Source organism: Streptomyces sp. Q2 (genome assembly GCF_056820935.1).
On the sequence record NZ_JBXEJE010000018.1, the window covers coordinates 63,269 to 82,087 of the forward strand.

Here is an 18,819-nt window from a genome sequence, read left to right on the forward strand (position 1 = left end):
GCTCACTTCAGCCTGCTCGACGCGAGGATGGACACGAGGTGCAGCAGGGTCTGCAGGAGTGCGATGCCGGCCAGCACCGCGACGCCGAGGCGGGAGAAGAACAGGTCGTCCCGCACGGTGTCCAGGATCGCCAGGACCAGGATGAGGAGGGACGCCTCGATCCCGAGCACCAGGCGGTGGAACTTCAGCGCCGCGGCGGCCCTGCGGGCCAGTGCCATGCCGGACGAGCGGGGCTCGGACGCCGATTCCTTGACGGGCGGCAGGCCGCCCTGGTGGCGGGCGACACCGACCAGGTCGGTCTCGGCCTTGATCAGGATCGCGCCGAGAGCGGCGAGTGTGCCGAGGAAGGCCCAGAGCCAGTCGATGCGCCCGGAGCCCCACAGGTCGGCCGCGCGCAGGCCGAAGCCGACGAGCACGGCCGCATCGGTCAGGTAGGCGCCGACCCGGTCCAGGTAGACCCCGCCGAGGGAGTACTGCTTCTTCCAGCGCGCGATCTCGCCGTCGACGCAGTCCAGCAGCAGGTACATCTGGACGCACACCACACCGAGCACGGCCCCCCAGATCCCCGGCACCAGGAGTGCCGGGGCCGCGAGGACACCGAAGACGGTCATCAGGTACGTGAGCTGGTTGGGCGTGACCCTGGTGTTGACCAGATAGCGGTCGACCCGCAGGGACACCTCACGCATGTAGAGGCGTCCCATCCAGTGCTCACCGCTGCGCCGGTCCTTCACCCCCGCGGGGTGGACGACCGGTCGGAGTTCAGCTACCGATGGCCTTGACATAGTCGGCGTAGATGTCCTTGATCTGTTCGGTCTTGAGGTCGAGGTGTTCGAGGATCGTGTAGCGGCCGGGACGGGTCTCCGGGGCGAACTCCACGGCCCGGACGAACTCGGCCACCGTGAAGCCGATCTCCTCCGGCAGCACCGGCAGCCCGTGCCGGCGCAGGACCTCGGCCATGTAGGCCGACTCCTCGTGGGCTCCGCGCAGGTACATCGCGAACGCCGCGCCCAGTCCGCACTGCTCGCCGTGGGCGGCCGCCCGCTTGGGGAACAGCAGGTCGAAGGCGTGGTTGATCTCGTGGCACGCCCCGGAGGAGGGGCGGGAGTCGCCGGAGACCGACATCGCGATGCCGCTGAGGACCAGCGCCTCGGCGAGCACCTGGAGGAAGTCGTTGTCCCCGATGCCGCCCGGGTGCCGCAGCACGGCCTCACCGGCCTGCCGGGCCATCGCCGCGGCGAGGCCGTCGATCTTCTCGCCCTTGACGCGGTTGGCGAGTTCCCAGTCGGCGATCGCGGAGATGTTGGAGATCGCGTCGCCGATGCCGGCGCGTACGAAGCGCACCGGTGCCTCGCGGATGACGTCGAGGTCGATGACGACGGCGATCGGGTTCGGGACGCCGTAGGAGCCGCGGCCCGCGTCGTTGTCGAGGGTGGCGACCGGCGAGCACAGGCCGTCGTGCGCGAGGTTCGTCGGTACGGCGACCAGCGGGAGGCCGACGCGCGCGGCGGCGAACTTGGCACAGTCGATGATCTTGCCGCCGCCGAGGCCGACGACCGCGTCGTAGTGGCCGGCCTTTATGTCGCTCGCCAGCCGGACCGCGTCGTCGAGGGTGCCGCCGCCGACCTCGTACCAGGTCGCGCCGGGCAGCGAGGGGGCGAGGCGCTCGCGCAGCTTGGCTCCGGAGCCGCCACTGACGGCGATGGCGAGCCTGCCGGAGTGCGAGATGCGTTCGTCGGCGAGGACCCCGACCAGGTCGTCCAGGGCACCCGGGCGGATGTCCACGACGACCGGCGCGGGGATGAGCCGGGTCAGTAGAGGCACGCGATCTCCCGTCCACGGGCGAGATCGTCGTGGTTGTCGATCTCCACCCACTTGACGTCGCCGATCGGCGCCACGTCGATACGGAAGCCGCGGTTCACCAGTTCCTGGTAGCCGTGCTCGTAGAACTGCTGAGGGTCGGTCTCCCAGACCGTCTTCAGCGCGTCGGCCAGCTCCGGGGCGGCGTCGCCCTCGATGAGGGTCACGCCGATGTACTCGCCGGTGGCCTCGGACGGGTCCATCAGCTTGGTGATCTTCGTCATGCCCTTGGCGGGGTCGACGACGACCTTCATCTCCTCGTCGGCCAGGGACTTCACCGTGTCGAGGGCGAGGATGATCTTCTTGCCCTCGCCACGGGCCGCGAGCAGCGTCTTCTCGACGGAGACCGGGTGGACGGTGTCGCCGTTGGCGAGGATCACGCCGTCCTTGAGGGCGTCACGACCGCACCACAGGGAGTAGGCGTTGTTCCACTCCTCGGCCTTGTCGTTGTCGATGAGGGTGAGCCTGAGGCCGTACTTCTGCTCCAGGGCCGCCTTGCGCTCGTACACGGCTTCCTTGCGGTAGCCCACGATGATCGCGACCTCGGTCAGACCGATCTCGGCGAAGTTGCCGAGGGTCAGGTCCAAAACCGTGGGTTCGCCCTCTATGCCCGCGGGCCCCACCGGCACCAGCGCCTTGGGAAGGCTGTCGGTGTAGGGGCGCAGACGCCGTCCGGCGCCGGCCGCCAGCACGAGGCCGATCATGCGGGTTCTCCTTCATCGTGTACGGCGGGCGCGCCACCCTGGTGGGCGGCCACCCAGAAGCGGATGCTCTCGACGAGCACCACGAGGGCAACGGCCACGGCGAGAACCGTGAGCGCGACCGTGAACTGCGAGGCGGAGAGCACCGCGGCCACAACGGTGACGAGCAGCGTCCGCCCTTCGTGCCCCCCGAGGGCGCGCACCAGCCAGGCCGGCGGCGCTCCGGCGTTGCCGCGGATGCGGTACACCGTGTCGTAGTGATGGTAGGCGACCGCCGCCACCAGGCCGAAAGCCGCAGGAAGGGCCCCGTTCACGTCCGCCTTGGCCGCCAGGACGAGGACGGTGCCGTATTCGGCGGCGCGGAAGAGCGGGGGGACGAGCCAGTCGAGGGCGCCCTTGAGGGGGCGGTACAGCGCCTGACCGGCGGCGTTGGCGTAGACGAGGGCACCCACGACGGGCGCCCAGGTGACGCCGGAGAACAGGGCCACGGTGAGGACGGCCGTCCCCGCGAGCGCCACCAGCAGCGGGGCGCCGAGGCGGACGCGGGTGGCGCGCGCCACGAGGGAGGCGAGCGGCCCGTTGTCCGCGAGGTCCGCCAGCGCCTGCGCGGCCCGGTCCGTCCGCTGGGCCTTCCGCGTCAGCGACCGCAGCACCCGGCCGGCCGTCGTGTAGGTCGCCGCGAAGGCGCACCCGATGAGCAGCACGTAGAAGGTGATGCGAGGCGTGGTCACGGCCGTGAGGACGGCGATCATCGCCCAGCGCTCGCCGATCGGCAGGACGATCATCCGGCGTATCCACACCGTCCAGCCGACGCTGTCGAGCTTGTCGGAGAGGGCGGCGGTGGGGCTGGTGTTGGCAGTGGCGTCGTGGTTGGCCTCGTTGAAGGAGAAGTCCACGACGTGCCGGCAGGTCTGCAGGACCATCGCGCCGAGGGCGAGGGCCCATACGTCGTCACCGCCGCGGGCGGCTCCGAGGGCGAGGCCCGCGTAGTAGGCGTACTCCTTGGCCCGGTCGAAGGTGGCGTCCAGCCAGGCGCCGAGCGTCGAGTACTGCAGGGAGTAGCGGGCGAGCTGCCCGTCCGTGCAGTCCAGGACGAAGGAGAAGATCAGCAGGACGCCGGCGGCGATGTAGCCGCTCCGCGTGCCGGTGGCCGCGCAGCCCGCCGCGATCAGCGCGGTGATCAGGGAGGCGGTGGTGACCTGGTTGGGGGTCAGGCCCCGACGCGCGCACCAGCGGGCGAGGTAGCGGGAGTACGGGCTGATGCAGTAGGTGGTGAAGAAGCCGTCGCGGGCCTTGACGGCCGACTTCAGGCGTACGGCCTCGTCGTCGACGGCGGCGACGGCCTGCCGTGCCTCGTTGCCGGCCTGCGGGTCGGTGGGGACCGCGGCGACCAGGCTGCCGAGTTCGGGGCGGTGCACGTCGGTGCCTTCGGCGGCGAGGGCGGTGACGATGCGGTCGGCGAGGCTGTCGACATCTCCCAGCGCGGGGGCACCCCCACCGGCCGTACCGCCGCCCGCGGAGTTCTCGCGGGCCACGGCCCGGGTCAGGGCCTGACGGCCGGCCGGCTGGGCGGTCACCGCGCCCGGAACCGCGGCGAGCGGGAAGCGGGGGTCGGTGAGGCCGAGGCGCAGCGCGTGGACGTGGCCCACGAAACGGGCGTCGACCACGGCGACCCGCTGGTCAGCCGGTACCTGGGCGAGGAGCGCTTCGGCGTCGGTGGTGTCGGCGGCGTTGCGGACGTCGAAGCCGAGGGACCGCAGATCGCCCTCGATCGACGATCCGGGGACCGGCTGACCGGTGAGGATGGCGGTCGACAACCGAACTCACTCCCTGAGTGCCGACGCGTGGGCGCCGGGCATGTGCATGGTGGGGGCGCCCCTTGGCGTGGCGCGGCTGCACCAGTTGGGCGGCGTGTCGGCAGAGGCTATCGGATCCCCGGAAGGCCGCGTTCACCGCCCGTTCACGGGCAGATCAACACCGTCTCCACCGGCCTTCGCCGCGATCATCATCGGTGATTGCGGGCCCCGCAAACAAACTTGGGTTCCCAGACCGGGCATCCGGGACATTGCGCCTGGCGCCGGGGCCGCGGCATAGGGTGGGCGACCATGACATGGCTGATCACCGGCGGCGCCGGGTACATCGGGGCACATGTGGCGCGGGCCATGACCGGCGCCGGTGAGCGCGTCCTCGTCCTGGACGACCTCTCGGCCGGCGTGCCCGCACGGCTCCCGGCGGACGTCCCGCTCGTCCGCGGCTCGTCGCTGGACGCGGACCTGCTGAAGCGGGTGTGCGCCGAGCACAAGGTGACGGGCGTGGTGCATCTCGCGGCCCGAAAGCAGGTCGCCGAGTCGGTGGCGCAGCCGACGCGCTACTACCAGGAGAACGTGGGCGGTCTGGCCACGCTCCTGGAGGCGGCCGCCGAGGCCGGAATCACCCGCTTCCTCTTCTCCTCGTCGGCGGCCGTCTACGGCAATCCCGGGGTGGATCTGATCACGGAGGACACTCCGTGCGCCCCGGTCAACCCGTACGGCGAGACCAAGCTCGCCGGGGAGTGGCTGGTGCGGGCGGCCGGCCGGGCGCACGGCATCTCGACCGTGTGCCTGCGCTACTTCAACGTCGCCGGGGCGGCCGCGCCGGAGCTGGCGGACACGGGAGTCTTCAACATCGTCCCCATGGTCTTCGACCGGCTCACCCGTGACGAGGCCCCGCGGATCTTCGGCGACGACTATCCGACGCCGGACGGCACCTGTATCCGTGACTACATCCATGTCGCGGATCTCGCCGAGGCCCACCTCGCGGCGGCCCGGCGGCTGACCGAGAACGCCACTCCCGGTGATCTGACGGTCAACATCGGTCGCGGCGAGGGTGTCTCCGTACGGGAACTGATCACGGTCATCGGTGAGGTGAGCGGCGACCGTCGACAGCCGCTCGTCGAGGCCCGGCGTGCGGGGGACGCGCCCCGCGCGGTCGCCTCGGCCGCGCGAGCCGCCGGGGAGCTGGGCTGGACGGCCCGGCGCGGGGTGCGCGAGATGGTCGAGTCGGCGTGGCAGGGGTGGCTGCGGCACCACGGCGGGTGAGTCCCACGCGTCGCGAGGGATCGCCGAAGCTCTGACCTGCGGATCGTTTCTGCAGGTCAGAGCACATGACAACGGTGTTCAGTGCCGCGTTGCCCCATACCCCCCGCCCGTAGTTCACTGTGCTTCCGGGCGGAATACAGGAGGCGCTTTTCATGGGGGCTGGGCACGATCACGGGCATACGCACGGTCCGCCGGCGGGTACGGCGACCGCCGCGTACCGCGGGAGGCTGCGGGTCGCCCTGTCCATCACGCTCGGCGTGATGGTGGTCGAGATCATCGGAGGCGTGGTCGCCGACTCGCTGGCGCTGGTCGCCGACGCGGCGCACATGGCGACCGACGCGCTGGGCCTCGGCATGGCGCTCCTCGCGATCCACTTCGGGAGCCTCCCGCCCAGCGACCGGCGCACCTTCGGACTGGCCCGCGCCGAGATCCTCGCCGCCCTCGCCAACTGCCTGCTGCTGCTCGGGGTCGGCGGATACGTCCTGTACGAGGCGATCCAGCGGTTCATCACGCCCGCCGGCACCGAGGGCGGACCGACCATCGTGTTCGGCGCGATCGGCCTGGTCGCGAACATGGTGTCGCTCTCGCTGCTGATGCGCGGCCAGAAGGACAGCCTGAACGTGCGCGGCGCCTTCCTGGAGGTGGCCGCGGACGCGCTGGGGTCGGTCGCGGTGCTGATCTCGGCGGTGGTGATCCTGACCACGGGCTGGCAGGCCGCCGACCCGATCGCCTCGCTCGTCATCGGTCTGATGATCGTGCCGCGCACCTGGAAGCTGCTGCGCGAGACGCTCGACGTCCTGCTGGAGGCGGCGCCCAAGGACGTCGACATCGCCGAGGTGCGGGCCCACATCCTGGCGCTGGACGGCGTCGAGGACGTCCACGACCTGCACGCGTGGACCATCACGTCCGGCATGCCGGTCCTGTCCGCGCACGTGGTCGTGCGTTCCGACGTGCTGAACGCGATCGGCCACGAGAAGATGCTCCATGAGCTCCAGGGCTGCCTCGGCGACCACTTCGACGTGGAGCACTGCACCTTCCAGCTGGAGCCGATCGGCCACGCGCAGCACGAGGCGCGACTGTGCCACTGAGACACCTGTTCGGACACTGAAACCGGGGTTCGGACGGAACGCATCGGTCCGGTGGACGGCCGCGTCCTCATGCTCACAGCCCCGCCCCGGACGGTTCCACGGCCGCCGCGCCGGGCACGATCAACTGCCGGGGGAGCCGGTTTCGTACGGCACACTTGGGGCGCGAAGACCAATGCGAAGGATGGGTATGCCGATCACACCTGCCACCGCGACGCACAGTTCGTCGAACGGCACCGCGGACGGGATCTTGCTGGAACTGGTCGACGAGAACGGTGTGACGATCGGCACCGCGGAGAAGCTCGCCGCCCATCAGCCGCCGGGACAGCTGCACCGCGCCTTCTCGGTGTTCCTCTTCGACGAGCAGGGCCGGCTGCTGCTCCAGCAGCGGGCGCAGGGCAAGTACCACTCCCCCGGCGTGTGGTCCAACAGTTGCTGCGGCCACCCCTACCCCGGTGAGGCGCCCTTCGCGGCGGCCGCCCGGCGGACGCACGAGGAGCTGGGTGTCTCCCCCTCGCTGCTCGGCGAGGCGGGCACGGTCCGCTACAACCATCCCGACCCGGCCTCGGGCCTGGTCGAGCAGGAGTACAACCACCTCTTCGTCGGCCTGGTGCAGTCCCCGCTGCGGCCGGACCCGGAGGAGGTCGGTGCGACGGCCTTCGTGACGCCCGCCGAACTGGCGGAGCGGCACGCGAAGGACACCTTCTCGTCCTGGTTCATGACGGTCCTGGACGCGGCCCGCCCCGCTGTCGGCGAGCTGACGGGCCCGTCCGCCGGCTGGTGAGCGGCCCTACGGCACCCTCGTGGGCTTGAGCGGCAGGGCGGCCCAGATCACCTTCCCGCCGCTCGCCGTGTGCTCGACGTCGCACACCCCGCCCGCCTCCCGGGTGATCTCGCGCACCAGGAGGAGACCGCGGCCGCCGGTCTGGCCGTGGTCGGCCTCCAGCGCGGTCGGCCGGTAGGGATGGTTGTCCTCCACGGACACCCGCACCCAGTCCGCGCCGACGGCGATCTCCACGGCGAGCGTCGGCGACAGGAGCGCCGCGTGCCGCACCGCGTTGGTGACCAGCTCCGAGACGATCAGCAGCAGCCCCTGCACCAGGTCCTCCGAGACCGGCACTCCCTGGCGGTACAGCAGGTCACGCACCGCGTGCCGCGCCTGCGGGACCGAGGCGTCGACGGCGGGAGCGGTGAACCGCCACACACCCTCGTACGGCAACGGATCCGGCGGACTCGGCTCAAGGGGCTCGTCCGTGCCGCCTGCTGGGCGTGGGGCGGGCCCGCGCCCATGGTCTTCCATCGTCCGGTCGCCACCCTTGCGCTCGATTGTCACCACATGTCGAGTGTTGGCAAAGAGTCGCTCCGCCCCTGAGAACTGAACAGAAGTCAGCGATTATCGAGCGGTTCTGACTGTTGGCGTATGACACGGTCAGTTGTGGGACCACTCTCGTCCCCTTCTCGCCGACTTCGCGAACTATTCGGGTTGTACGGGTTTGACGGCATCCTTATCCGATTCATCCCGCCTGCCGCTTTCACACGCTGCTTTCACATGAGGACCCTTCTTGATCGGCCCGCCGGCCTGGGCGGATAGCATCCGGCGCATGGAGCCGCAGCTACTGCACACCGTCGCCGACTCGGTCGCCACCGTCGTCGTCCACCATCCGGCCAAGCGCAACGCCATGACGTCCGCGATGTGGCGGGCGCTGCCGCCGCTGCTGGACGCGCTGGCCGCCGATCCGGACGTACGGGCGCTGGTGCTGACCGGTGAGGGCGGGACGTTCTGCGCGGGGGCCGACATCTCCACCCTCCGGGGGTCGCCGGAGGAGGCGCAGGGGCTGGCCGTGCGCGCCGAGGAGGCCCTCGCCGCCTTCCCGAAGCCGACGCTCGCGGCGGTCCGGGGGCACTGTGTGGGCGGCGGGTCGCAGCTGGCGGCCGCGTGTGATCTGCGGTTCGCCGAGGAGGATGCGCTGTTCGGCGTGACGCCGGCGAAGCTCGGGATCGTGTATCCGGCCTCCTCGACCCGGAGGCTGGTGTCGCTGGTGGGGCCGGCCGCCGCCAAGTATCTGCTGTTCTCTGGCGAGTTGATCGACGCCGAGCGGGCGCTGCGCAGCGGCCTGGTGGACGAGGTGCTGCCCGCGGGCGAGCTGGCCGAGCGGGTGGTGGAGTTCACCCGGATCCTGGTGTCCCGCTCGCAGCTGACGCAGGCGGCGGCGAAGGAGTTCGCGGGCGGGCTCGCGGACCGGGACGCGTACTGGGCCGGGCAGGCGCGCGGCAGCGGCGACACCGCGGAGGGGGTCGCCGCGTTCCTGGAGCGCAGGCAGCCGCGCTTCACATGGAACGTGCCTACGTCAGGATGAAGCGGCTCTTGGCGCGGAACTCCTCGACGAGGTGCGCCGGGGCCTTGTGCGGGGATCCCGCGTCGTAGGGCGGCTGCGGGTCGTACTCCGTCAGCAGCTGTACCGCCTGGGCGTGTTCGTCGCCCGCGATCCTGCCGAGCAGCGTCAGGCCCATGTCGATGCCGGAGGAGACGCCGGCCGCGGTGACGTACTTGCCGTCGAAGACGACCCGCTCCCCCGTCGGCTCGGCCCCGAACCGCCTCAGGAAGTCGAGCGCCAGCCAGTGCGAGGTCGCTCGGCGGCCCTCGAGGAGTCCGGCGGCGGCGAGCAGCAGGGAGCCGGTGCACACGGAGGTCGTCCAGGTGCTGGTGGCGTCGGCGGTGCGCAGCCAGTCCAGGAGGGTGCCGTTCTCCATCTGCGGAGTCTGGCCGGGACCGCCGGGTACGACCACGATGTCGGGGCTCGGCACCTCGGCGAGCGTCCGGTCCGCGGTGAGGGCGAGGGTGCCGGTGTCGGTGCGCACGGGACCGGTCCGCTCCGCGACGAAGACGGTCTCCGCGTCCGGGAGGCGGCCCAGGGTCTCGTACGGCCCGACGGCGTCCAGGGCGGTGAAGCGGTCGAAGAGGACGATGGCGATCTGCATCTGCTTCCTTTCAGCGGGCGGGTGCGGGGCGGAACCGTCGGCGGTACTCGGCCGGGGCGGCGCCGAGCGCCTTGAGGAAGGCGCGGCGCATGGCCTCGGGGGTGCCGTAGCCGCTGGCGCGCGAGATCTCCTCGACTCCGTCGCCGGTGTCCTCCAGGAGGCGGCGGGCGTGTTCGAGGCGGACGCGGTCGACGTAGCGGCCGGGCGTCATGCCGGTCTCGGCGTGGAAGGCGCGGGCGAAGTGGCGGGGGGACAGACGGGCACGCTCGGCGAGCGACTCGACGCCGAGGTCGTCGGCGGGATGCTCGGTGATCCACTGCTGCACCTCCCGCAGCGGCTCGCGCCATGCCGTCTGGGCGGCCAGCTGAACGCTGAACTGGGCCTGGTTCCCGGGCCTGCGCAGGAAGACGACCAGGTGCCGGGCGATGGTGAGCGCCACGTCCCGTCCCAGGTCCTCCTCGACGAGGGCCAGGGCGAGGTCGATGCCCGAGGTGACGCCCGCCGAGGTGGAGACGTGCCCGTCCCGTACGTAGATGGGGTCCGCGTCGACCTCGACGGCGGGGTGGTCGCGGGCGAGTTTGTCGCAGTACGACCAGTGGGTGGTGGCGCGGCGGCCGTCCAGCAGGCCCGCCTCGGCGAGCAGGATCGCGCCGGTGCACACGGAGACGAGGCGCCGCGCGCGGGGGCCGTACTCGCGCAGCCAGCCGGTCAGGCGCGGGTCGGGGTTCCGGGTGCCCTGGCCGCCCGGGACGAGGAGGGTGTGCGGGCCGGGTGTCTCGCCGAGGGTCTCGTCCGGTACGAGGGTCAGGCCGCTGGAGGTGCGCACCGGAGCGCCGTCCAGGGAGGCCGTGCGGATGCGGTACGTGCCCGGGGTGCTGTTCTCCGCCCCGGCGAAGACCTCGACGGGACCGGAGACGTCCAGGCTCTGGACGCCGTCGAAGAGAAGGACCAGGACGGTTCGCTGCGGCATGGACCCGATTCTTCGGCGCGGGGAATCCGGCCGCAATGACGAGTACCCCACCTTTCCTGCCATCGGTCGAAGCCGGGACGGTCCGGGTCTGGAACAGATACCGACCGGTCGGTAACGTGCTGGGCATGACTACCGCCGCTCTGGACCCCCGCGCGGGCCGCCGCTGTCACAACGCTCTCAACTCCCTGCACTCCGCGCACTACTTCTCCCCCGACCTCGGCCGGGAGCTGGGCGCGCTCGGTGTCACCCACCCCCGGGCCGTCAACTTCGCGGTGCGGTCGGCCGCACTCGGACCGGTCGGGGCCGGCGCGGTGACGGCGGCGTTCTACAACTACAAGCACGACCTGGTGGTCCGGCACGTGCCCGCCGTCTGGGAGACGGCAAACCCCGAGCAGGTGCTCGCGGCACGCGCGCGTGCCGTCGACGCGACACTGCGCCGTCTGCTGGGCGAGGAGACGGTGGCGTCCGCGGAGATGGCGGAGGCCGCGCACCTGGCCCTGCGCGCCGCCGAGGCCTGCTCGCGCAGCGCCCGGCCGCTGTACTCCGCCCACGCCGACCTGCCGGTCCCCGAGGAGCCGCACCTGGCGTACTGGCACGCGGCGACGCTGCTGCGCGAGCACCGCGGCGACGGGCATCTCGCCGCCCTGATGTCCGCCGGGCTCGACGGCCTGGAGGCCCTGGTGACCCATACGGCCACCGGCAAGGGCATGACGCCCGAGTGGGTGCGCGACACCCGCGGCTGGACCCGCGAGGACTGGGACGCGGCGGCCGGGCGGCTCAGCAAGCGCGGGCTGCTCGACGAGGCCGGCGAGCTGACCGAACAGGGCCTCGCGCTGCGCGAGGGGATCGAGCGGGACACGGACCGGCTGGACCGGGCACCGTACGAGCATCTGGGCGCCGAGGGCGTCGCGCGACTGACCGAGCTCGGTACGGGGTTCGCCCGCGCCGCGCTCGCCGCCGGTGCCTTCCCGGCGGACCTGCTCGGCAAGCGCTGATCAACCCGCGGCACGGCGAAGAAGCATGCCGGGCCGCTGTCGAGGTACCCGTTCCTCCCCGGTCGTGGTGATCGGGAGATGAAAGGGGAAACTTGTGTTCCGTGCGATCGCAGACGTACTGCGCCAGATCGGTGGGGCCATCGCCACCGTCGTGACCCTGCCCTTCCGGGCACTGGCCCGGCTCTTCGGCGGTGCGTCGAGCTCGACCCGCAGCCGCCGGGCCTGAGGCGGGGGACGTCCGCCGAGCCCGCGGCGGCGCGCCGCGGGCGGCGGCCCCTTTCCGGCCCGCCCGGGTTGCCGCCCTGATCCCCGACTGTCGGTGCGACCTGCCACAATTGCCGCGCAACCTCAGTGGAGAAGGCGGTACGGGATCGTGACGACACCCCTCGTAGGGTCCATCGAAGGCAGGATCGCCGAGGAACTCGGCGTCCGGGAGCGGCAGGTCAGGGCTGCCGTGGAATTGCTCGACGGCGGTTCGACGGTGCCCTTCATCGCCCGCTACCGCAAGGAAGCGACCGAGATGCTCGACGACGCGCAGCTGCGCACGCTCGAGGAGCGGCTGCGTTATCTGCGGGAGCTGGAGGAGCGGCGGACGGCGATCCTCGACTCGGTGCGCGAGCAGGGCAAGCTCACCGAGGAGCTTGAGGCGCGGATCCGGGCGGCGGAGACCAAGGCGCGCCTGGAGGACATCTACCTGCCGTTCAAGCCGAAGCGACGCACCAAGGCGCAGATCGCGCGAGAGGCCGGGCTGGAGCCGCTGGCCGACGGGCTGCTCGGCGACCCGGCCGTGGAGCCCCTCGCCGCAGCGGCGGCCTTCGTGGACGCCGACAAGGGCGTGGCCGATCCGCAGGCCGCCCTCGACGGAGCCCGCGCGATCCTCACCGAGCGGTTCTCCGAGGACGCCGACCTGATCGGCGAGCTGCGGGAGCGCATGTGGGTGCGCGGGCGGCTGGCCGCCAAGGTGCGGGAGGGCAAGGAGGAGGCGGGAGCCAAGTTCGCCGACTACTTCGACTTCTCCGAGCCGTTCACCGACCTGCCCTCGCACCGGACCCTGGCGATGCTGCGCGGCGAGAAGGAGGAGGTCCTCGACCTGGTCCTGGAGCCCGAGGAGCCCTCCGAGCAGCCCGGGCCGTCCTCGTACGAGGGAATCGTGGCGCACCGCTTCGGGATCTTCGACCGTGGCCGTCCGGGCGACAAGTGGCTGCAGGACACGGTCCGCTGGGCCTGGCGCACCCGCCTCCTCGTGCACCTCGGCATCGACATGCGGCTGCGGCTGCGCACGGCCGCCGAGGACGAGGCCGTGAACGTCTTCGCGGCGAACCTCCGCGACCTGCTGCTCGCCGCACCGGCCGGCACGCGCGCGACGCTCGGGCTGGACCCCGGTTTCCGTACGGGCGTGAAGGTGGCCGTGGTCGACGCGACCGGCAAGGTGGTGGCGACCGACGTCATCTACCCCCATGTCCCGGCGAACAAGTGGGACGAGGCGATCGCCAAGCTGGCCCGCCTGGCGAAGGAGCACGCGGTCGAGCTGATCGCGATCGGCAACGGCACGGCGTCCCGGGAGACCGACAAGCTCGCCGGTGAACTGATCACCAAGCACCCGGAGTTGAACCTCACCAAGGTGATGGTGTCCGAGGCGGGCGCGTCCGTGTACTCGGCCTCCGCCTTCGCCTCGCAGGAGCTGCCCGACATGGACGTGTCGCTGCGCGGCGCCGTGTCCATCGCGCGGCGGCTCCAGGACCCCCTCGCGGAGCTGGTGAAGATCGACCCGAAGTCGATCGGTGTCGGCCAGTACCAGCACGACCTGTCGGAGGTGAAGCTGTCGCGTTCGCTGGACGCGGTGGTGGAGGACTGTGTGAACGGCGTCGGTGTCGACGTCAACACGGCGTCCGCCCCCCTGCTCGCCCGCGTCTCCGGCATCACCTCCGGCCTCGCCGAGAACATCGTGGCGCACCGCGACAGCAACGGCCCCTTCAAGTCGCGCACCCAGCTGAAGGGCGTGGCACGGCTCGGCCCGAAGGCGTACGAGCAGTGCGCGGGATTCCTCCGCATCCGCGGGGGCGACGACCCGCTGGACGCCTCCAGCGTCCACCCCGAGGCGTATCCGGTGGTGCGGCGCATGGTGAAGACGGCCGGGCAGCAGGTCGCCTCGCTGGTCGGGAACACCGGTGTGCTGCGCTCGCTGAAGCCGCAGGACTTCGTGGACGAGACGTTCGGTCTGCCGACCGTGACGGACATCCTGAAGGAGCTGGAGAAGCCCGGGCGCGACCCGCGGCCCGCGTTCAAGACGGCCACCTTCAAGGAGGGCGTCGAGAAGATCTCCGACCTGACCTCCGGGATGGTCCTGGAGGGCGTGGTCACCAACGTGGCGGCCTTCGGGGCGTTCGTCGACGTGGGTGTCCACCAGGACGGGCTGGTGCACGTCTCCGCGATGTCGAAGACGTTCGTCAAGGACCCGCGGGACGTGGTGAAGCCGGGCGACATCGTCAAGGTGAAGGTGCTCGACATCGACATCCCGCGCAAGCGGATCTCGCTGACGCTGCGGCTGGACGACGAGGCGGCGCCGCAGGAGCGGCAGCAGGGCCAGGGCGGCGGCGAGCGCCGGCAGCGGGGCGGGCGTCCGCCCCAGCAGCGACAGAACCGGAGTGGCGGCGGTGCCGGCGGGGTTGGCGGTGCCGGAGGCGGCTCGCGTCAGGCCGCGCCGCCCGCCAACAGCGCGATGGCCGACGCCCTGCGCAAGGCCGGACTCGTCGACCCGAAGAAGGGCAGGCGCTGACGACGGGCAGGCGCTGAGGTGCGCGGCCCGGATTCCCGGTGAGCCACGGGAGGCCGGGCCGCTTCGTCCGTAGGGTGATGGCATGTCGACGTCGCGTGTCATCACCTGGGAAGTGTCGAAGAGCAAGGGGTTCGAGACCGCTTGGATCGAGCTTCGCGGCGACGCCCTGAGAGCGCGCGGGCGCGCGGTCGGGACGGCTCCGGAGCCGTACTGGATCTCGTACGCACTCGACACGTCCGACGGCTTCGTCACCCGCCGGCTGCTGGTGGAGGCCGCCACCGCGCACGGCACCCGCGTCCTGGACCTGCGCCACGACGGCGAGGGCCACTGGACCATGAACGGCGAGCGGATCCCCCAGGTCGACGGGGCCCTCGACTGCGACCTCGGGCTGTGTCCCCTCACCAACACCATGCCGGTGCTGCGGCACGGACTGCAGCGGGAACCCGGAGAGCGGGAGTTCCTGATGGCGTGGGTGTCGGTCCCCGGTCTGGACGTGAAGCCGTCCCGGCAGACCTACACCCACCTCCGCCCAGGACTGTTGCGCTTCGCCTCCGGCGACTTCCGCAGCGACCTGGAGTTCGACGAGGACGGCTGCGTGGTCGACTACCCGGGCCTGGCGCGCCGTCTCAGCTCGCCCTAGCGCTCCGTCACCTTTCCGTCCGCCACCTCCAGGCGGCGGGTCACCTGGACCGCGTCCAGCATGCGGCGGTCGTGGGTCACCAGGAGCAGCGTGCCCTCGTACGCGTCCAGGGCCGACTCGAGTTGTTCGATGGCCGGCAGGTCCAGGTGGTTGGTCGGCTCGTCGAGGACCAGGAGGTTCACGCCCCGGCCCTGGAGCAGGGCCAGCGCGGCCCTGGTGCGCTCGCCCGGGGAGAGGGTCGCCGCCGGGCGTGTGACGTGGTTCGCCTTGAGGCCGAACTTGGCCAGCAGCGTGCGGACTTCGGCGGGCTCAGTGTCCGGGACGGCCGCGCTGAAGGCGTCCATGAGGGACTCCGTGCCGTGGAAGAGCTTGCGGGCCTGGTCGACCTCGCCGACCAGGACGCCGGAGCCGACGGAAGCCGCACCCGCGTCCAGCGGGACCCGCCCCAGCAGGGCGCCGAGCAGCGTCGACTTGCCCGCGCCGTTGGCTCCCGTCACCGCCACCCGGTCCGCCCAGTCGATCTGGAGGGACACCGGGCCGAGCGTGAAGCCGTCGCGTCGCACCTCGGCGTCGCGGAGGGTCGCGACGACCGCGCCCGAGCGGGGGGCCGACGCGATCTCCATGCGCAGCTCCCACTCCTTGCGTGGCTCCTCGACGACGTCGAGGCGTTCGATCATGCGCTGGGTCTGGCGGGCCTTGGCGGCCTGCTTCTCGCTGGCCTCGCTGCGGAACTTGCGGCCGATCTTGTCGTTGTCGTTGCCCGTCTTGCGGCGCGCGTTCTTCACGCCCTTGTCCATCCAGGACCGCTGGACCTGGGCGCGGTCCTGGAGGGCCGCCTTCTTGTCGGCGTACTCCTCGAAGTCGTCGCGGGCGTGCCGGCGGGCCACCTCGCGCTCCTCCAGGTAGGCCTCGTAGCCGCCGCCGTAGAGGGTGATCTGCTGCTGGACCAGGTCGAGTTCGAGGACCTTGGTGACGGTGCGGGTGAGGAACTCGCGGTCATGGCTGACGACGACCGTGCCGGCGCGCAGACCGCTCACGAAGCGTTCCAGGCGCTCCAGGCCGTCCAGGTCGAGGTCGTTCGTCGGCTCGTCGAGGAGGAAGACGTCGTAGCGGGACAGCAGGAGGGAGGCGAGGCCGGCTCGTGCCGCCTGGCCGCCCGACAGTGACGTCATGGGCTGGTCCAGGTCGACGGCCAGGCCGAGCGAGTCGGCGACCTCTTCCGCCCGCTCGTCGAGGTCGGCGCCGCCGAGGTCCAGCCAGCGCTCCAGGCTGGTCGCGTAGGCGTCGTCGGCGCCCGGCGCCCCGTCGACCAGGCCCTGGGTCGCCTCGTCCATCGTCCGCTGAGCCTCGGCGACGCCGGTGCGGCGGGCGAGGAAGTCCCGGACGGTCTCGCCGGGGCGTCGCTCCGGCTCCTGCGGCAGGTGGCCGACGGCGGCCGTCGGCGGGGACAGCCGCAGCTCTCCCTCTTCCGGCGCGTCGAGGCCGGCGAGCATCCTGAGCAGCGTGGACTTGCCCGCGCCGTTGGCTCCGACCAGCCCGATGACGTCGCCGGGCGCGACGACGAGGTCGAGCCCGGCGAACAGGGAGCGGTCGCCGTGGCCGGCGGCGAGGTTCTTGGCGACGAGGGTGGCAGTCATCAGACCGCCGATGATAGTGGCCCGTCTCGGCGGCCCGCTTCCCGGTTTCCTCTCAGTGCGCCATCGCCTCCACCAGCACACTCCCCGAGGTCCGCGCCACCACGAAGGACTCCCCCCGGACCGCTCTGGCGTCCAGGGCGAGGCGGTGGCTGCCGGGTTCGAGGACTCCGTCGAAGAGTTCGTGGGTGTGGGTGCGGTACAGCCGGTCGAGGCGGTACGCGGTGAGACGGACCCGGCACGCAGAGGTGACCTCGAGGCCCGCCTCGCCGTCGGCGGCGACCAGGCGGGTCAGACGGCGCCGTTCCGCGGGACTGCGGTCCAGGGCGTGCTCGATCTGGGCGACGAGGAGGGGGACGATCGGGGCGAGGCCGTCGACGTAGGCCACCTCGACACCGGCCCGATCGAAGGACTGACGCACCGCGGCACGCTCCTCCTCGCCGATCGCACGGCCGAAGACGACGGCGCCGTAGGCACGCAGCTCCTCGGCGGGGGCGTGGTGCGCGTCACGGGTGATGTCGGCGCCGATGCCGATGGTGCGCAGGGCGGCGGCGAGTTTGGCGAGGAGGGCGACGCGGGCGCCGATGAGCAGGACGCGGCGGCGGCGGATGTCGGCGGAGGTGTTCAGGAGGGAGGTCAGCGCCGTACGGTACTCGGCGCCCGCGAAGCGGAACGGGCCGATGCCGTGGTAGCCGTTGAGCTCCAGGTCGGCGTGTTCGTCCGTCTGCCAGGCGAAGTCCCGCCAGACGAAGTCGTCGCCGTCCCGGTCGATCACGGCGGTGACGGCCCCGCAGGCCAGGTCCTCGCACTCGGGGCAGCCGTAGACGACGTAGCGGCCGCCGGGCAGCGGCGCGTCCGCCTCCAGGAGCAGGCTGCGGACCTGGGCGGTGAAGATCGCGGGTGGGACGTCGGAGGCGAGTGGGGAGACGGCGTCGAGGTCGGAGAGCTGGAAGAGCAGCGGGCGTCCGTCGACGATGAAGTCCACGAAGTCCCGGTGGATTTGGTAGTCACCGTTGGCGAGGACTCCACCGGCACGCATCGCCGGTGCCAGGCCGAAGGTCGCGTACTCGGCAGACATGCTGTGAGTATCCCCAGACTGGGCCCGATGTGAGCACGGCATGACATATTCCGCTAACGTCCCCGCGTGACGAGCGAACTGAAGGACGACGTCGTCGTGGTCGGCGGCGGCGTCATCGGGCTGACGACGGCCCTCGTGCTGGCCGAGCGCGGCCGCCGGGTGCGGGTGTGGACCCGGGACCCGGTCGAGCGGACCACCTCGGCGGTTGCCGGAGCGCTGTGGTGGCCGTACGCGATCGAGCCGGTCGAGTCCGCGCGCACCTGGGCGCTGCGCTCGCTGGACGTCTACGAGCGGCTGGCGGCCTCTCCCGAGGTGACCGGCGTGCGGATGGTCGAAGGGGTACAGGGGGAGGCGGACCTGGACCGGGCCGTGGCGTGGGCGGGCGCGCGGCTGCCGGGGCTGCGGGCGGCGACGGCCGAGGAGTACACCGGGGCGGGGATGTGGGCGCGACTGCCGCTCGTCGACATGTCGACTCATCTGCCGTGGCTGCGGGAGCGGTTCCACGTGGCGGGCGGGGTGATCGAGACGCGTACGGTGTCGGACCTGGCCGGGGTCGGGGCGCCGGTCGTGGTCAACTGCACGGGGCTCGGCGCCCGGGAGCTGGTGCCGGACGCGTCCGTGCGTCCCGTGCGCGGACAGCTGGTCATCGTGGAGAACCCCGGCATCCGCACCTGGCTGGTCTCCACGGACGCCGCCGGTGAGACCGCCTACTTCTTCCCGCAGCCGGGCCGGCTCGTGCTGGGCGGCACCGCGGACGAGGACCAGTGGTCTCTCGAGCCCGATCCCGCGGTGGCGGAGGCGATCGTACGACGGTGTGCGGCGCTGCGGCCCGAGATCGCCGGGGCGCGGGTGCTGGAGCACCGGGTGGGGCTCAGGCCGGCCCGGGGCGCGGTCCGGCTGGAGCGTGAACTCCTGTCCGACGGGCGGGTGTTGGTGCACAACTACGGTCACGGCGGTGCGGGGGTGACAGTGGCCTGGGGCTGCGCGGAGGAGGCGGCCGCACTGGCCGCCCCCTCCTGACGCGGGC

The 18,819-nt window shown here is 71.9% G+C and carries 18 protein-coding genes; 9 read left to right on the forward strand and 9 right to left on the reverse strand.

What is annotated here, in order from left to right; translation table 11 throughout:
• Positions 1–2 precede the first annotated feature (2 nt).
• Genes ACWBNA_RS20820 through ACWBNA_RS20835 form a run of 4 tightly spaced genes read right to left on the reverse strand, consistent with a single transcriptional unit; the run spans position 3 to position 4,375 of the window.
• Entirely contained in the window at positions 3–782 is a 780-nt protein-coding gene (locus ACWBNA_RS20820; RefSeq protein ID WP_482705928.1) for a CDP-alcohol phosphatidyltransferase family protein, read from the reverse strand.
• Entirely contained in the window at positions 760–1,821 is a 1,062-nt protein-coding gene (locus tag ACWBNA_RS20825) for an iron-containing alcohol dehydrogenase family protein (RefSeq protein ID WP_482705929.1), read from the reverse strand. The genes ACWBNA_RS20820 and ACWBNA_RS20825 overlap by 23 nt, the downstream gene beginning before the upstream one ends.
• Positions 1,809–2,561: a phosphocholine cytidylyltransferase family protein gene (locus tag ACWBNA_RS20830; RefSeq protein WP_482705930.1), complete on the reverse strand. Its 753-nt coding sequence runs from the start codon at positions 2,559–2,561 to the stop codon at positions 1,809–1,811. The genes ACWBNA_RS20825 and ACWBNA_RS20830 overlap by 13 nt, the downstream gene beginning before the upstream one ends.
• Positions 2,558–4,375 (reverse strand): DUF5941 domain-containing protein, encoded by a 1,818-nt coding sequence (locus ACWBNA_RS20835; protein ID WP_482705931.1) that lies wholly within the window; start codon positions 4,373–4,375, stop codon positions 2,558–2,560. Before ACWBNA_RS20835 ends, ACWBNA_RS20830 begins: the two co-directional genes overlap by 4 nt.
• Positions 4,376–4,663: 288 nt before the next feature.
• Between ACWBNA_RS20835 and galE the strand changes: the two genes are divergently transcribed.
• The 3 genes from galE (at position 4,664) to idi (ending at position 7,504) form a co-directional block, all read left to right on the forward strand.
• A complete protein-coding gene (gene galE, locus ACWBNA_RS20840; RefSeq protein WP_482705932.1) occupies positions 4,664–5,635 on the forward strand; it encodes a UDP-glucose 4-epimerase GalE in 972 nt (323 codons plus the stop codon).
• A 152-nt stretch (positions 5,636–5,787) separates the two neighbouring features.
• Complete coding sequence (locus ACWBNA_RS20845; protein WP_482705933.1) at positions 5,788–6,723, forward strand: cation diffusion facilitator family transporter; 936 nt, start codon at positions 5,788–5,790, stop codon at positions 6,721–6,723.
• A 187-nt stretch (positions 6,724–6,910) separates the two neighbouring features.
• Complete coding sequence (gene idi / locus ACWBNA_RS20850; protein WP_482705934.1) at positions 6,911–7,504, forward strand: isopentenyl-diphosphate Delta-isomerase; 594 nt, start codon at positions 6,911–6,913, stop codon at positions 7,502–7,504.
• Between the two features lie 6 nt (positions 7,505–7,510).
• Here idi and ACWBNA_RS20855 read toward each other — a convergent pair whose 3' ends face one another.
• A complete protein-coding gene (locus ACWBNA_RS20855; protein WP_482706055.1) occupies positions 7,511–8,020 on the reverse strand; it encodes an ATP-binding protein in 510 nt (169 codons plus the stop codon).
• Positions 8,021–8,321: 301 nt separating this feature from the next.
• Between ACWBNA_RS20855 and ACWBNA_RS20860 the strand changes: the two genes are divergently transcribed.
• Entirely contained in the window at positions 8,322–9,077 is a 756-nt protein-coding gene (locus tag ACWBNA_RS20860) for an enoyl-CoA hydratase/isomerase family protein (protein ID WP_482705935.1), read from the forward strand.
• On the opposite strand, the gene ACWBNA_RS20865 is transcribed toward ACWBNA_RS20860, so the two are convergent.
• Together ACWBNA_RS20865 and ACWBNA_RS20870 are read right to left on the reverse strand one after the other, a co-directional pair.
• Positions 9,064–9,699 (reverse strand): DJ-1/PfpI family protein, encoded by a 636-nt coding sequence (locus ACWBNA_RS20865; RefSeq protein WP_482705936.1) that lies wholly within the window; start codon positions 9,697–9,699, stop codon positions 9,064–9,066. The two genes, ACWBNA_RS20860 and ACWBNA_RS20865, sit on opposite strands and share 14 nt — an antisense overlap.
• A gap of 10 nt (positions 9,700–9,709) precedes the next feature.
• Positions 9,710–10,669, reverse strand: a complete 960-nt coding sequence (locus tag ACWBNA_RS20870; protein WP_482705937.1) for a GlxA family transcriptional regulator — start codon at positions 10,667–10,669, stop codon at positions 9,710–9,712.
• Positions 10,670–10,794: 125 nt separating this feature from the next.
• Between ACWBNA_RS20870 and ACWBNA_RS20875 the strand changes: the two genes are divergently transcribed.
• From ACWBNA_RS20875 to ACWBNA_RS20890, 4 genes are all read left to right on the forward strand, one after another.
• Positions 10,795–11,664, forward strand: coding sequence for an SCO6745 family protein (locus ACWBNA_RS20875; protein WP_482705938.1), 870 nt, complete (start codon positions 10,795–10,797; stop codon positions 11,662–11,664).
• A gap of 94 nt (positions 11,665–11,758) precedes the next feature.
• Complete coding sequence (locus ACWBNA_RS20880) at positions 11,759–11,890, forward strand: LPFR motif small protein (RefSeq protein WP_252100478.1); 132 nt, start codon at positions 11,759–11,761, stop codon at positions 11,888–11,890.
• Positions 11,891–12,037: 147 nt separating this feature from the next.
• Positions 12,038–14,440 (forward strand): Tex family protein, encoded by a 2,403-nt coding sequence (locus ACWBNA_RS20885; RefSeq protein WP_482705939.1) that lies wholly within the window; start codon positions 12,038–12,040, stop codon positions 14,438–14,440.
• A gap of 82 nt (positions 14,441–14,522) precedes the next feature.
• On the forward strand, positions 14,523–15,080 hold the full coding sequence (locus ACWBNA_RS20890; protein WP_482705940.1) for a putative glycolipid-binding domain-containing protein: 558 nt from the start codon (positions 14,523–14,525) through the stop codon (positions 15,078–15,080).
• On the opposite strand, the gene ACWBNA_RS20895 is transcribed toward ACWBNA_RS20890, so the two are convergent.
• Positions 15,077–16,717, reverse strand: coding sequence for an ABC-F family ATP-binding cassette domain-containing protein (locus ACWBNA_RS20895; RefSeq protein ID WP_482705941.1), 1,641 nt, complete (start codon positions 16,715–16,717; stop codon positions 15,077–15,079). The two genes, ACWBNA_RS20890 and ACWBNA_RS20895, sit on opposite strands and share 4 nt — an antisense overlap.
• 52 nt (positions 16,718–16,769) lie before the next feature.
• On the reverse strand, positions 16,770–17,792 hold the full coding sequence (locus ACWBNA_RS20900) for an oxidoreductase (protein WP_482705942.1): 1,023 nt from the start codon (positions 17,790–17,792) through the stop codon (positions 16,770–16,772).
• Between the two features lie 66 nt (positions 17,793–17,858).
• On the opposite strand from ACWBNA_RS20900, the gene ACWBNA_RS20905 reads away from it, so the two are divergent.
• Complete coding sequence (locus ACWBNA_RS20905; RefSeq protein WP_482705943.1) at positions 17,859–18,812, forward strand: FAD-dependent oxidoreductase; 954 nt, start codon at positions 17,859–17,861, stop codon at positions 18,810–18,812.
• The last annotated feature ends 7 nt before the right edge of the window (positions 18,813–18,819 follow it).

Coding starts and splice junctions, on each gene's coding strand:
- ACWBNA_RS20820 (WP_482705928.1), bottom strand. CDS start 782: ATGTCAAGGCCATCGGTAGCTGAACTCCGACCGGTCGTCCACCCCGCG.
- ACWBNA_RS20830 (WP_482705930.1), bottom strand. CDS start 2,561: ATGATCGGCCTCGTGCTGGCGGCCGGCGCCGGACGGCGTCTGCGCCCC.
- galE (WP_482705932.1), top strand. CDS start 4,664: ATGACATGGCTGATCACCGGCGGCGCCGGGTACATCGGGGCACATGTG.
- ACWBNA_RS20845 (WP_482705933.1), top strand. CDS start 5,788: ATGGGGGCTGGGCACGATCACGGGCATACGCACGGTCCGCCGGCGGGT.
- idi (WP_482705934.1), top strand. CDS start 6,911: ATGCCGATCACACCTGCCACCGCGACGCACAGTTCGTCGAACGGCACC.
- ACWBNA_RS20855 (WP_482706055.1), bottom strand. CDS start 8,020: ATGGAAGACCATGGGCGCGGGCCCGCCCCACGCCCAGCAGGCGGCACG.
- ACWBNA_RS20860 (WP_482705935.1), top strand. CDS start 8,322: ATGGAGCCGCAGCTACTGCACACCGTCGCCGACTCGGTCGCCACCGTC.
- ACWBNA_RS20865 (WP_482705936.1), bottom strand. CDS start 9,699: ATGCAGATCGCCATCGTCCTCTTCGACCGCTTCACCGCCCTGGACGCC.
- ACWBNA_RS20870 (WP_482705937.1), bottom strand. CDS start 10,669: ATGCCGCAGCGAACCGTCCTGGTCCTTCTCTTCGACGGCGTCCAGAGC.
- ACWBNA_RS20875 (WP_482705938.1), top strand. CDS start 10,795: ATGACTACCGCCGCTCTGGACCCCCGCGCGGGCCGCCGCTGTCACAAC.
- ACWBNA_RS20890 (WP_482705940.1), top strand. CDS start 14,523: ATGTCGACGTCGCGTGTCATCACCTGGGAAGTGTCGAAGAGCAAGGGG.
- ACWBNA_RS20895 (WP_482705941.1), bottom strand. CDS start 16,717: ATGACTGCCACCCTCGTCGCCAAGAACCTCGCCGCCGGCCACGGCGAC.
- ACWBNA_RS20900 (WP_482705942.1), bottom strand. CDS start 17,792: ATGTCTGCCGAGTACGCGACCTTCGGCCTGGCACCGGCGATGCGTGCC.